16 protein-coding genes are annotated in these 12,371 nt (G+C 71.5%); 8 read left to right on the plus strand and 8 right to left on the minus strand.

Going from position 1 to position 12,371, the window contains the following annotated elements:
* Nucleotides 1-261 (minus strand): TFIIB-type zinc ribbon-containing protein (locus BUE16_RS14325; protein WP_303645292.1); only part of this gene is annotated, 261 nt, incomplete at its 3' end.
* A gap of 293 nt (nucleotides 262-554) precedes the next feature.
* Between BUE16_RS14325 and BUE16_RS14330 the strand changes: the two genes are divergently transcribed.
* Together BUE16_RS14330 and BUE16_RS14335 are read left to right on the plus strand one after the other, a co-directional pair.
* Nucleotides 555-977, plus strand: coding sequence for an apurinic/apyrimidinic endonuclease family protein (locus BUE16_RS14330; protein ID WP_073310955.1), 423 nt, complete (start codon nucleotides 555-557; stop codon nucleotides 975-977).
* A gap of 3 nt (nucleotides 978-980) precedes the next feature.
* Nucleotides 981-1,640, plus strand: a complete 660-nt coding sequence (locus tag BUE16_RS14335) for an METTL5 family protein (RefSeq protein ID WP_073310957.1) — start codon at nucleotides 981-983, stop codon at nucleotides 1,638-1,640.
* A 23-nt stretch (nucleotides 1,641-1,663) separates the two neighbouring features.
* On the opposite strand, the gene BUE16_RS14340 is transcribed toward BUE16_RS14335, so the two are convergent.
* From BUE16_RS14340 to BUE16_RS14350, 3 genes are all read right to left on the minus strand, one after another.
* Complete coding sequence (locus tag BUE16_RS14340) at nucleotides 1,664-3,367, minus strand: rhomboid family intramembrane serine protease (RefSeq protein WP_073310959.1); 1,704 nt, start codon at nucleotides 3,365-3,367, stop codon at nucleotides 1,664-1,666.
* Between the two features lie 67 nt (nucleotides 3,368-3,434).
* Nucleotides 3,435-4,787 (minus strand): isochorismate synthase, encoded by a 1,353-nt coding sequence (locus tag BUE16_RS14345; RefSeq protein ID WP_073310962.1) that lies wholly within the window; start codon nucleotides 4,785-4,787, stop codon nucleotides 3,435-3,437.
* Nucleotides 4,788-5,015: 228 nt separating this feature from the next.
* Nucleotides 5,016-5,618, minus strand: a complete 603-nt coding sequence (locus BUE16_RS14350) for a sulfite oxidase-like oxidoreductase (RefSeq protein WP_073310964.1) — start codon at nucleotides 5,616-5,618, stop codon at nucleotides 5,016-5,018.
* A gap of 196 nt (nucleotides 5,619-5,814) precedes the next feature.
* Between BUE16_RS14350 and BUE16_RS14355 the strand changes: the two genes are divergently transcribed.
* The 3 genes from BUE16_RS14355 (at nucleotide 5,815) to BUE16_RS14365 (ending at nucleotide 6,971) form a co-directional block, all read left to right on the plus strand.
* Entirely contained in the window at nucleotides 5,815-6,030 is a 216-nt protein-coding gene (locus BUE16_RS14355) for a ribbon-helix-helix domain-containing protein (RefSeq protein WP_073310966.1), read from the plus strand.
* Nucleotides 6,031-6,246: 216 nt separating this feature from the next.
* Nucleotides 6,247-6,525, plus strand: a complete 279-nt coding sequence (locus BUE16_RS14360; protein WP_073310968.1) for a UPF0058 family protein — start codon at nucleotides 6,247-6,249, stop codon at nucleotides 6,523-6,525.
* Nucleotides 6,525-6,971 (plus strand): DUF4112 domain-containing protein, encoded by a 447-nt coding sequence (locus tag BUE16_RS14365; RefSeq protein WP_079991676.1) that lies wholly within the window; start codon nucleotides 6,525-6,527, stop codon nucleotides 6,969-6,971. Before BUE16_RS14360 ends, BUE16_RS14365 begins: the two co-directional genes overlap by 1 nt.
* A 16-nt stretch (nucleotides 6,972-6,987) precedes the next feature.
* Here BUE16_RS14365 and BUE16_RS14370 read toward each other — a convergent pair whose 3' ends face one another.
* Together BUE16_RS14370 and BUE16_RS14375 are read right to left on the minus strand one after the other, a co-directional pair.
* Nucleotides 6,988-7,968: a PLP-dependent cysteine synthase family protein gene (locus tag BUE16_RS14370; protein ID WP_073310970.1), complete on the minus strand. Its 981-nt coding sequence runs from the start codon at nucleotides 7,966-7,968 to the stop codon at nucleotides 6,988-6,990.
* Between the two features lie 119 nt (nucleotides 7,969-8,087).
* On the minus strand, nucleotides 8,088-8,405 hold the full coding sequence (locus BUE16_RS14375; RefSeq protein WP_073311085.1) for a DUF5798 family protein: 318 nt from the start codon (nucleotides 8,403-8,405) through the stop codon (nucleotides 8,088-8,090).
* A gap of 161 nt (nucleotides 8,406-8,566) precedes the next feature.
* Between BUE16_RS14375 and BUE16_RS14380 the strand changes: the two genes are divergently transcribed.
* From BUE16_RS14380 to BUE16_RS17380, 3 genes are all read left to right on the plus strand, one after another.
* Nucleotides 8,567-8,947, plus strand: a complete 381-nt coding sequence (locus tag BUE16_RS14380) for a PRC-barrel domain-containing protein (RefSeq protein WP_073310972.1) — start codon at nucleotides 8,567-8,569, stop codon at nucleotides 8,945-8,947.
* A 39-nt stretch (nucleotides 8,948-8,986) separates the two neighbouring features.
* Nucleotides 8,987-9,811: a 5'/3'-nucleotidase SurE gene (gene surE, locus BUE16_RS14385; protein ID WP_073310974.1), complete on the plus strand. Its 825-nt coding sequence runs from the start codon at nucleotides 8,987-8,989 to the stop codon at nucleotides 9,809-9,811.
* Between the two features lie 108 nt (nucleotides 9,812-9,919).
* Nucleotides 9,920-10,048, plus strand: coding sequence for a hypothetical protein (locus BUE16_RS17380; protein ID WP_268762501.1), 129 nt, complete (start codon nucleotides 9,920-9,922; stop codon nucleotides 10,046-10,048).
* 72 nt (nucleotides 10,049-10,120) lie between these two features.
* On the opposite strand, the gene BUE16_RS14390 is transcribed toward BUE16_RS17380, so the two are convergent.
* Entirely contained in the window at nucleotides 10,121-10,831 is a 711-nt protein-coding gene (locus BUE16_RS14390) for a competence/damage-inducible protein A (RefSeq protein ID WP_073310976.1), read from the minus strand.
* Between the two features lie 104 nt (nucleotides 10,832-10,935).
* Nucleotides 10,936-12,210: an FAD-dependent oxidoreductase gene (locus BUE16_RS14395; protein ID WP_073310978.1), complete on the minus strand. Its 1,275-nt coding sequence runs from the start codon at nucleotides 12,208-12,210 to the stop codon at nucleotides 10,936-10,938.
* Nucleotides 12,211-12,371 lie beyond the last annotated feature (161 nt).

Consider the following 12,371-nt stretch of genomic DNA (forward strand, 5'->3'; position numbering starts at 1 on the left):
CTTGTCGTGCATCGTCTCGGTCACGGGCGCGCCGACCCGCGACTTTGACTGCCGCTCGGAGTGGTTGAACGCCCGCCACTCCGGCCCACGGTCGATCTGGCGCTCGTCCAATACCAGACCGCAGTCGTCACAGACCAACTCCCCCTGGTCGGCGTCCATGACGACGTTGTCGCTGGAGCACTCCGGGCACGTGAGCTCCTCGTCCGACTGCTTCTCCGACTCGCCCGCCTCTCGCTGTCGCTGTCGGCTCGGACCTTCCATTAATAAGTTTTCTGACGCGGCTCATATTTAAACCTTTGGGGAATATCGATGGCTGGATTCGTGACACAGCCGCGTCGAGTCTGGCTGTTTCGGCCGTTTCAGCGGTGTCTGACGAACCGATAGGTATGTTACCCCTGATTCTGCGGTGGCGCGGACGGACTCCACCGCGCCACGTCGACGACCGAGCGGTCGCCTCTCTCGACGAGTTCGATCCCCGGATTCGGCCTTCTCCTCGCGCGATAACCACAATGCATTCACAAACTCTTTTGTATTACCGACGCTAGCGGTTGGGCATGAGCACCCAGTCGTCGTCCCACGTTCGGCGGGCCGTCGCGACCGCCGAACCGGTCGAAGCCGAACCGGTCACTATCGACGCCGCGGCGCTGTCCTCGACCGCGCCCGGCGACCTGCGCGACCTCCGTGCGGCGCTGGCCGACGAGGGGTACGTCCCCGCCGGCATCCGCGTTGAGGCGGAGTTCGCCGCCGACTGTTCCATCCAGACGCAGCAGGAGGCCGACCGGCTCCGATCGCTGGTTCGAGCGGCGAGTCACCTCGGTGCGGGCGAACTCGCCGTCGACCCGGGGGCCGTCGCCGACCCCGAGAAGGTCCGCCCGGCGCTGGACGCGCTGGCCGAGCGGGCCGAGCGTGAGGGCGTCTCGCTGACCATCGAGGGGGACGCCGTCGCCCTCGACCGAACCGACGGCGCTGGCGCCTGAGGCGTGTCGAGCCGCAGCGCGCTGGAGGGCGAACTGGCCGTCGTCGCCGGCTTCGCCGACCCGACCGCCAGCCTCGAACAGTATCCGACGCCGGCGGACGTTGCGGCGCACGTTGTCCACCTCGCGGATCTCCGCGGCGATGTCGCGGGTGGAACTGTCGTCGACATGGGGGCGGGAACGGGGATGTTCGCGCTCGGCGCCGCCCTCCGGGGGGCCGCCCGCGTCGTCGGCGTCGAACTCGACGGCGGCGCGCTCGCCGTCGCGCGCGAGAACGAGCGGCGGGTCGCCGCCCGAACCGAGGTCCACTGGGTGCGCGCAGACGCGACGCGGCCGCCGCTGGCGCGCGACCGACTCTCTGTGGACGGCCCCGTCACGGTGATCATGAATCCCCCGTTCGGCGCGCAGACGGGCAACGAGCACGCCGACCGGGCGTTTCTGGAGACGGTGGCCGACCTCGCGGACGTGTCCTACTCCGTACACAACGCCGGCAGCCGGGAGTTCGTCAAGTCGTTCGTGGCCGGCGCCGGCGGGGAGGTGACAGACGCCTTCGCCGCGACGCTCACGCTCGACCGGACGTTCGACCACCAGACGAGCGAGTCGGCCGACGTGAACGCGGAGGTGTTCCGGATCGAGTGGGGACGCGACCGCTCGGACGGCGACTGACCGGCTCCCCTGCCGCGCGCGGATCAGCCGTTCTGCCCGCCGTACCGCTCTTTCGTCGCCACGCGGACCCGGGTCGGCGTCGTCGCGTTGCCCGCGGAGGCGTTCCCCGTCACCTCGCCGGCAAGCGCGAACACGGCACGGCCGTCGCGCACGAACGACAGCCCGTTCGCCGTCACCGTCTCGTTCTCACCGGGCAGCGGCGCGCGCACGCTTCTGTTACCGCCCTCGACGAGCAGGCCGAACCCGGACTCGGTCGGGACGACCGAGACGTTCCTGCCTGCGATCTTCGGCTCCGCTTTCGACGCGTTCGACAGGAACGCGAGCGTCGTCTCGCCGCCGTGAGAGAGCGTCACCCGATAGGCCGGGGCGTCGCCGCCGACGGTCGTCCATCCGCGGCGAGTGACGGTGACCACCTCCCGCCAACCGACCCCGCCGACGACGACCCGCTGGCGACCGGCGAACGCGAGGCGACCCTTCGAGACCGCGGTGGTCCAGACGCTCCGGTCGGGGTTGCGGACGACGACGCCGGAGGCCGTGACGCTGGTCGTTTCGCCGAACGCCTTCACGTCGATCACCGACACCATCCCGTTTTCGACACCCTCGGCGTAGGTGACGCTGTAGCCACGGACCTCGACCGGGTCGCCGGGCAGCGGCTCGTCGCCGACGGCGACGAGGTTCACCGCGACCGCCGGCCCCGACAGCGCCGCGAGGGCGACGAGCAGCACCGCCACTGAACCCCGGCGCGGCGTCAGGTTCCGCAGCGCCCCGCGGACGGTGTCGGCCACGGGGGCGTTCCGATCGACGGCAAGCGCCGCCACGAGCACCGCCGCGAGCGCGACGAGCACGAGCCCAATCCCGCGGAACAGGACGTACGTCTCGCCGCCGCGGTACCAGTACACCGCCCACAGCGACTGTTCGACGGCGACCAGCAGTGCGCCGACCGCGAGCCGCCGCGGCCGTGGGAGGTCGTCGCCGCGGGCGGCCGCGAGCCACGCCGCCGCGAGGACGCCGACGAGCAGCCCCAGCGCGTGGCCCTGGATGGCGATGTCGGCCCACCAGGGCGTGATGTACGCCGGGCGCCCCCCGGCCTCGACGACGGGCGAGGCGAGCGCGCGGTAGGTCGTCCAGAGCAGCCCAGACGCCGACAGCGCGACGACAGTCCCCAGCGGGTGGTAGACCAGCGCGGCGCCGACGAACGCGAACACGACGCCCGAGAAGCCGATCACGGGACCGAGCGCGAACGCGCCGGAAACGAGGCCGACGGCGACCGTCGCCGCCGGGAACAGGAGGAACGCCCGGACGTAGGGATCGTCGCGGGACGACCCGAACGAGGAACTGCCACGCCGGCGTGGGAAGTGGCCGACCGCGTACTCCACCAGGGGCGCGACCGCGAGCGCCCCGAAGAGGTTGCCCAACAGGTGCCCGGGACCGGCGTGGGCGAACCCCGAGACGGCGACCCCGAGCGGCGCGAAGTACGACCACGCCCGAAACGGGATGACGACGGGGCTGTACCAGTGGTTTAGGCCGCCTTGGACGAACAGATACACCGCGAGCACGACCGCCGCCACGGTGAGCGTCCCCCACGGGACACCGAGGATCAGGCGGTGGCGAAGCGCCGGACCGCGGTCCGCGTTCGCGAGGCGATCCAGCGCGGCGACCGCGACCGTCGCGAGCACCGCGGCGGCGACAACCGCCGCGCGGGAGACGAGCGCGAGGTCGGAAGGCACACAGGCCCTCCGTCTCCCCCGCACTTCACCGTGCCGCTCCGGGGGACCGCCGCGATCGGCCGACGGGTCAGTCTTCCCGCTCTAGTTCATCCATGATCGGCCGGACCTTCGGCTGGAGTTCCTCCCACTCGTCGGCGGGGTCGGAGTCGCCGACGATCCCGTTACCGGCGAACAGCGTCGCCTCCCGGCCGCCAGTGACGCCCGATCGGATGCCGACCGCGAACTCGCCGTCGCCGGCGGCGTCGAACCAGCCGACCGGTGAGGCGTACCAGCCGCGTTCAAACGTCTCGGTCTCCCGGATGGTCGCCAGCGCCAGATCGAGCGGGAGGCCGCCGACGGCGGGCGTCGGGTGCAGCGCCTCGACGAGTTCGAGCACGTGGGCGTCGCCGTCGAGGACCGCGGTGATCGGCGTCTGGAGGTGCTGGATGTTGGTGAGCTTCCGGACGCCCTGCTCGCCCTCGCCCACGGTGCCGAAGGCGTCCAACTGCTCGCAGATCGTGTCGACGACGAGGCGCTGTTCGTGCTGGAGCTTCTCCGACTCCAGCAGCGAGCGGGCGTGCTCGGCGTCGGCCTCGGGCGTGTCGCCGCGGGGCATCGATCCCGCCAGCGCCTCGGTCTCGACGACCTCGCCCTCGCGGCGGACGAGCCGCTCGGGCGGCGGGCCGAAGAAGCCCTTCCCGTCGGTCGGCTGGACGAGGAAGCGGTAGCACTCGGGGTAAGTGCGCCGCAGGCGGCCGAGCGTGCCAGGGATGTCGATCCCCTCGGCGAGGTCGACGCGCAGCGCCGTCGCCAGCACCGCTTTCCGGAGGTCGCCCTCGCGGATGCGGTCGATCACGCTCGCGACCTGCGCTGTCCACTCCGCGCGGTCGACCAGCCACTCCGTGCCGACGACGCCCGGCTTCTCGCCGCGGGCGCGCATCATCGGCAGGTCGTCGAGGCGGTCCCGGGCCGCCGCCAGCGCGTCCGCGACGCCGGCGCCGTCGGCGTCGGGGCCGTAGCGCGTCACGGTGAGGTACGTGCCGTCGTCGACGCGAGTGAGCTGGACCGCCGGGAGGGTGAACGCGGCCGCGGGAAACCCCTCCCAGACGCCATCGGCGTCGTGGTCCCCGCCGAACGCGAGGCCGCCGAACACGCGCGGGCGTGTCGCTGCGGGGCCCTCGTGGTCGACCGCGGAGAACAGCGTCTCGGCGTCGCGCCGCAGCGCCTCGAACCGATCCGTCCCGTCGGCGGTGAGCCGCGCGGCCGCGCCGCCGCCGACCACCTCCAGCCCGTCCGGGGCCGCCCAGTGGACCCGGTGACGGTCCCCGTCCGCGAGGAACGACCCGAACGAGACGTCCGACACCTCGCAACTCCGGCTCACGAGCGCCGCGTCCGCGTCGGGCGCGAGCGCGGTCCCGACCTCGCCGTCCGGCGGGTTCATTACCCGTGATTGGGACGGACCGCTCTTTACGCCGTTGGTTCTGGAGGCTCCCGCCGGCACCGTCGTTCGCCGTTTCCACCGCCGTCGTCGCCGTCGTCGCCGTCGTCGCCGTCGTCGCCGTCACCGCCCGTCGAGGCCTCACTTCGCTCAGCCTCGCCCTTCCCGTGGGCGGAGCGGCACAGAGACCGCTCCGCCGCCCGTCGAGGCCTCACTTCGCTCGGCCTCGCCCTAGCTGTACCGCTCTTCCTCCCACGGGTTCGCGGTGTCGGAGTACCCCCGCTTCTCCCAGTACCCGCGCTCCGGTTCGGTGAGGAACTCGACGCCCGTCACCCACTTGGCGCCCTTGTAGGCGTACTTGTGGGGCGTGACCACCCGCAGCGGACCGCCGTGGTCGTCTGGCAGCCGCTCGCCGTCGTAGTCGTAGGCGAACAGCACCTCCTCGCGGTCGCACTCCGCCAGCGGGAGGTCCGTCATGTAGCCGTCGAGCGCGTGAAACATGACCCACTCCGCGTCGTCGCGGACCCCCACCAGTTCGGCCAACTGCGGGAAGGTGACGCCGGTGAACTCGCAGTCGAACTTCGACCAGCCGGTGACGCAGTGGAAGTCCTGCCGCTGCGTCTCGGCGGGGAGATCCCGGAACTCGTCGTACGTGACCGTCAGGTCCTCATCTACGGCGCCCCAGACCTCGAAGCGCCAGTCGTCGCGGTGCCAGTCTGGCGTCCCCGACTTCGAGAGCACAGGGAACCGATCGGTCTTGCGCTGGCCCGGCGGGAGCCGCTCGTCGGAGAACTCCTCGTAGAGGTCCGTGTGGTCGGTGACCTCGCTGCTCATACGCCAACGAGTCGCCGCGCTCACGTGACACTGTCGGCTCCGGACGACCCGCCGAAACGGCGGCGGGGATTACGCATCTTTGGAATATAATTTGACGCAACGAGAACAAAACAGCCACCGTGTGGAAATATCGCTTTCCACAGGAGCAACCATTCCCCGTTGGTTTTAAATACTATGTCCGTTAAGCCCCGCGTAGATGCCGAAAGTCGAGATCACGGTCCCGGAGCACCTCGAAATGCAGATCGCCCAGATGGTCGAACAGGGGGAGTTCGTCAATCGGGAGGAAGCCATCGAGGAGCTGATCTCAACCGGGATGAAGGCGTACAAGACGAGCGGTCCGCAGGACAACGAGGCGGAGCCGGGGTTCGAAGACGACGGAATGATGGGACACGAAGACGAGTACGTGTTCTGAGCCCGCGGGCGACCCTGGCCCGTGACCCCCGCCCGCAAACGGCGTCAGCGCCGGCCCTCCGCTCCCCCGGGACCGTCTTCGGGACCGTGCCCTCCCGGCACGGCGACCGGCCTTCGCGCAGTTCATCGCTCTCGGACTCCGAACGAGGGACTCCCCGGCTCGCGTGCGACTACTCCACGAACAACGCTTAACTCGTACAGTAGCCAATCGACGCGCATGCACAAGGACGAACTCCTCGAACTCCACGAGCAGATGGTCACCATCATGGAGCACTTCTCCGAGCGCGAGGAGGTCGACGAGTCGCTGTTCGAGCCGTACCACGAGCTGAGCGTCGACCCCTCGCACGTCCACAAGTCCAAGAGCGAGCACAAACACGCCGTCTTCGTCCTCGGAAACGCGCTCGCCACGGCGATGACCGAGGACGAGTTCTCCAATGCCGGCCGGGTCGGCAAGCGCATGGAAGAGCTCGCCGACGACGCCGAGTCCAAGCTCTGATGTCGCCCGCAGTCGGCGGAGACGCGGGCGGCACCGGCGGTGGGCTCACCAGCGACGGCGGCGCCGCGCTCGCGGATCGCCCCGCGGAGTCGCTGGCGTCGACTCCCGCCGACGCACGCCGCCTCCGACGAGCCAGACGCGTGGCGCACCTCCTCGACGACGCGATCCGACTGCCCGTGGTCCGCTACCGCGTCGGCGTCGACGCGCTCGCGGGCGTGATCCCCGTCGTCGGCGACCTCCTGGCGACGCTTCTGGCGCTTTCGATCGTGTGGGACGCCTTCCGGCTCGGCGCCCGGAAGCGACTCCTCGCGCGGATGCTCGTGTACGTCGGTATCGATCTGCTCGTCGGCTCGGTCCCGATCGTCGGCGACGCGCTCGACGCGGTGGTGAAGCTCAACCGCCGCAACGTCCGCCTGCTCGAACGGGACTTGGCGCGGCGCGGCTGATCCGCGTCGGCTCCGCTCAGCCGGTCCACTCTTCGAAGCTCCGATACACGCCCTTCGAGAGGTAGCGCTCGCTGGAGTCGGCAAACACCGTCACCACCGAATCGTACGGCGCGTCGACGGCGCCCTGGCGGATCTCCTCGGCGACCTCGATCGCCGCCAGCGAGTTCGCGGCCGCGCTGGAGGCGACCAACTGCCCCTCCTCGCGGGCGAGCCGCGCCATCTCCTCGTGGACCGCGCGGTCGGGGATCGTCTTCAGATCGTCGAGTTTCGCTGGATCGACTAACTCGTTGGTACTCACGTCGTGGGTGCCGATCCCCTCGGTCTTGTACTCGCCCTCCTCGGCGTCCTCGCCGAACAGGTCGCCGTACGTCGATCCCTCCGGCTGGACGCCGACGATCCGCGCCGCCGAGCCCCGGTCGCGTGCGTAGTCGGCCATCCCCATCAGCGTCCCGCCGGTGCCCATGCCGGCGACGACGGCGCCCACCTCCCCGTCGAGCGCGTCGAACACCTCCGGACCGGTCGTCGCGTAGTGGGCCTCGGCGTTCAGGGGGTTCGAGAACTGCTGGGGGACGACCGCGTCGTCGAGTTCTGCGGCGAGCTCGTGGGCGCGCTCGATGGCCCGGCCCATGCCGTCCTCGGACGGGGTGTTGACGACCTCCGCGCCGAGCGCGCGCATGAGCTGCTGCTTCTCGACGCTGAAGCGCTCGGGGACGACGAACACCGCGTTCACGTCGAGTTGCCCCGCCGCGACCGCGAATCCGATGCCCGTGTTGCCGGCGGTCGGCTCGATCACGGTGCCACCGGGGGAGATGGTCCCCGCTTCGAGCATGCGTTCGAGCATGTACGTCCCGATGCGGTCCTTGATCGACGCGCCGGGATTGAACGACTCCAGCTTGGCGTACACCGGGACCTCGTCGGGCGCGGCGTGGACCCGAACGAGCGGCGTCTCCCCGACCGTCTCCAGCACGGAGTCGAGGGGTTCGCGGTGAGTGGTCATGTCGGCGCAATTCTTGCCGACGGTCACGTATCTTTCTATCCGTGCGCGCCGGTCACCGGGTTGGATGGCTCCGATCGCCCGGTCGGATGGGTCGGCTGCGGGCGGATCGCGACCGGCGGTCAGGCGTCGCCGGACGCGGACGCGCCGCCGGCGTCGCCGTCCGTTGAATCGGCGTCGCCGTCGTCCGCGGCCTCGTCTGCGGCGTCGACCCCGTCGAGCACCGCGTCAACGTCGACGCCTTCCTTCTCCGCGAGCGCCTCGACGAGGGCGCGCTGCGCGGCGAGATCGCGTTCGAGGGCTCCGACTCGCGACTCCGTCTCCGCGACGGACTCCTGCACCGACTCGACCTCTTTGCGGATCTCGTTCACCTTCCCGTACAGCTTCTCGGCCATGTCGGCGACCGTCTGGAGCTTCTTGGCAGTGCTTCCAAGTCCCATACCGGCGACTGTGGCGCGGCGCCCCTGTGCGTTGCGGTCCGGCAGCGCCGGCGTCACCCGCCGTGGCGACGCGACTTCGCGCGCTACCTGGTGCGGAGCGGGCGACGAGCCCGCCGTCTCTGAGAAGATGTTAAGTGACAGGCTGCGAAGGACGGACCGTCATGCCATCCGACACCACGCCCGTGACCGACCTCGCGAGCAAGGAGGTGTTCACGGCGGACGGCGCGCGCGTCGGCCGCGTGATCGACGTGCTCGTCGACCTGGAGGCGGACGTCCCCGTCGCGCTCGCGCTGTCGGACGTCGACGAGGGAACCGTCGGCGGCCTGCCGAACGGCGCCGCGGGCGTGCGAGTCCCGTTTCGACTCGTGCGCGGCGTCGGCGACGTGATCGTCCTCCGCAGCGCCGCCCACGAGGCCGCGCTCCCGCTGCCCGGCGGTCGCGGCGGCTCCGGGACCGGCGGTGCCGACGGGTCCACGTCGGCCGACGGGGACGCACCGACCGCCGGCGGGAGCGCGTCGACGGGCGACGACCCGATCGTCTGAGGCGGCGTTCTTTTGTCGGCGCCGACCGACCCGTCGACAATGAGCGCCAGCGACGCCCCGCAGTTCCTCCTGACGAACGACGACGGCATCGAGAGTCCCGGATTTCGCGCGCTGTACGACGCACTCTCGGAGATCGGCGAGGTCGTCGCGGTCGCGCCCGCCGACGACCAGTCGGCCGTCGGTCGCAAGCTCTCAAGGCGCGTCGAGGTCCGCGAGCACGATCTGGGGTACGCCATCGCGGGCACGCCGGCCGACTGCGCCGTCGCCGGGCTGGAATCGCTGTGTCCGGACGCGGACATGGTCGTCGCCGGCTGCAACAAGGGGGCCAACATCGGCGCGTACGTGCTCGGACGCTCAGGGACCGTCTCGGCGGCCGTCGAGGCGGCGTTCTTCGGCGTGCCCGCGATGGCCGTCTCGCTGTACGTCCCCGGCGGCAGCGGCGACGACTGGCGCCGGAAGGCGTCGAGCGTCGACGACTACCGCGGTGCCGCGGCCGCCACCCGCTACCTCGCCGAGCGCGCGACCGACGCCGGCGTCTTCGCCGAGGCCGACTACCTGAACGTGAACGCGCCGTGGACCCCCGGGGGGCGCGCGACGCGGATGGAGGTCACGCGGCCGTCGACGCTGTACGACATGACCGCCGAGCGCGACGGCGACCACGTGGAGCTGATCGACCGCACCTGGGACCGGATGGAGACGGGCGAAATCCCCGACCCGGTTGGCACCGACCGCCGCGCGGTCGTCGAGGGTCGGATCTCGGTGTCACCGCTGACGGCGCCGCACACGACGCGCCACCACGAGGCGCTCGACGGACTCGCGGACGACTACGACCCCGAGGCCGTCGCCCGCGCGAGTGACGACTGACCACTCGCTTGGCCGGCGCGCGGTCCACCGCGCGTCTTCGCCCGATCCGAGCCGGCTTCGTTGCCCGGGATATACACGTTTATACGGCGTTCGGTCCCACTCCCGCGCATGAATCCGCTGTCGCTCGCCGCCGAGTCCGGCTCAGCAGTCGCGCTCCCGACGACGCTCACCGCGTCGGTCGTCCTCGTCGTCAGCATCGCCCTCGTCGTCGCCTGGCTCGTCTACCTCTACCGCTGAGGGGCGCGGCCGCGCGGCGGTGCGGCGGCCCCGGTCCCGGCCCCGGCGAGTCTCTGGGTCGTCGGCTCGCGGTCAGTCCTCCGCCGACGCTCCCGACTCCGCCGGCTCGACGCGGTCGCGGAACCAGTCGGCGGCGTCCTCGACGGCGGCCTCGTCGGTGCCCGTGAACTTCACGCGAACCCCGTCGCCGGGGTACGAACCGACGGCCACGTCGTAGCGCTCGCGGACCGCCGCGAGGCGGTCGAGCAGGCGCGACTCGGGCTCGGGCGTCTCGACGACCGCGGTGTGCGGCTCCTCGCCGACGAACTCGTCGGCCACCGACGCGAACATCGCCCGCATCTCGGCCGGAACGCCCGGGAACACGTACACGGAGTCGATCACGCAGCCCGGAGCGACACCCACCTCGTTGTGGATCGCGCGTGCTCCGGCCGGGAGGTGTGTGGTCCCCTCGGTGAGGTCGTCGGCCGCGTAGCCGCCGTGCTCGGTGAGGGACGCGAGCGCCTCGTCGTGGGGCGTCACCTCGACGCCGACAGCCGCGGCGACGCCGTCCATCGTCACGTCGTCGTGGGTCGGCCCAACGCCGCCGGTGACGATCACGGCGTCGTAGGCGTCGCGGTACTCCCCGACCACGGCCGCGATGTCGTCGACGCAGTCGGGAACGGTCGTCACGCGCTCGACGGCGACGCCGCGGCCCGTCAGCTGCTCGGCGAGCCACGAGGCGTTGGTGTTTACCGTGTCGCCGGCGAGGAGTTCGTCGCCGACGGTGACGAGTGCGGTCTGCATGGGGGGAAGCAAGGAGGGTCGCCGGCTTAACTCCCGTGGGGTCCGATGGAACTCGCTCGCCGACCGAACGCGGCGCCGCCCACGCGGTCGGCGGCCGCGACCGCTCACTCCTCGAGGGCCACGCCTCCGACGATGTCCGCGTCGGCGGGCGACCGGGCGTCGAACGCCGTGACGAGCCGGTCCAAGCGCTCGGGGTCGTCCGCGGCCTCCAGCGGCGTCTCCCCCGTCCGTCCGTCGCCGTCGACGCCGAGGCGGTCGCAGACGCGGTCGGCCACCGTCTCGGCCATCACGCGGTGGGTCGTCAGCTTTCCGCCGACGATGGAGTAGAAGCCGGCGACGCCGTCGGCCCCGTGGTCCAGCAGGGTGAACTCCCGGGAGATGCCCCGCGCCTCGCCCGTGCCCGGTTCGTCGGCCGTCGCCGCCGCCCGCCGCCGCTCGCCGGGGGCGTACAGCGGGCGCACGCCCCAGTAGTCGTCGAGGACGACCGCGTCCCGGAAGGCGGGCACCATCGCCGCGCACTCCTCGATGACTCGCTGCACCTCCTCGTCGCCGCGCTCGTACTCGTCGGGGTCGTCTACGACGACGCTTGTCGTCCCGAGCACGGTCCGGCCCGCGTGCGGTACCGCGATGTCGCCGTCCGAGGGGGACCGGGCGCGGTTGAGCACCGGTCCGACGCCGTCGTAGTCGACGCCGACCATCACCCCCTTCGTCGGCTGCATCGGCACGTTGACGCCCGCGAGCGCCGCACAGCCTTCGGCCCACGCGCCCGCGGCATTGACGACGACATCGGCGTCGACGTGCTCGCCGTCGACGGTCGCGCCCGTCACCGCGCCGTCCGAGACGCGGATGTCGGTCACCGGGGAGTGTGTCCGGATCGTCGCTCCGTGTCCGCGAGCGTCGGCGGCGAGCGCCGCCACCAGCCGCGAAGGGTAGATGACGCCGTCGGGAACGCGCATCGCCCGCGAGACGTCCGCCGAGAGGCCGGAAACCGCCTGGCGGGCGGCCGCGACCGGCACCTCCTCGGCGTCGATACCGACTTCGCGGCAGGCATCGCGCTTGCGCTCGAAGTAGTCGTCGTCGTCGCCCTCCAGCGAGACAAACAGACCGCCGGTGTCGGCGACGCACGCGCCCGCGATGTCGCGCAGCAGCTCGTTCTCCTCGATGCACTCGGCGGCCCCCGTCGGGTCCGACTCGGCGTAGCGCGCGCCCGAGTGGAGCACGCCGTGCGAGCGGCCCGTCGCCCCCGCCGACAGCCCCCCACGCTCGGCGAGCGTCACCGCGACGCCGCGCATCGCCAGGTCGCGTACGACGCCGGCGCCGGTCGCGCCGCCGCCGATCACCAGTACCTCCGGTTTGCCTCCGCCGTCGGATCGGTTCACACCGCAGTTACGACTCGCCTCGGTTGAGGCTATCGGCGTCGGTCGCGCCCCGGCGCGACCGCTCGTCGGCGGCGTTCGAAAGAATCACCGCTCGCGGGCGGCGACCGGCGCGCCCGGGTGGCGCCCACGTCGCCGCGTTCACGGCCTCACGGCCGTTGCGG

The organism is Halobaculum gomorrense, from assembly GCF_900129775.1.
Lineage (GTDB): Archaea > Halobacteriota > Halobacteria > Halobacteriales > Haloferacaceae > Halobaculum > Halobaculum gomorrense.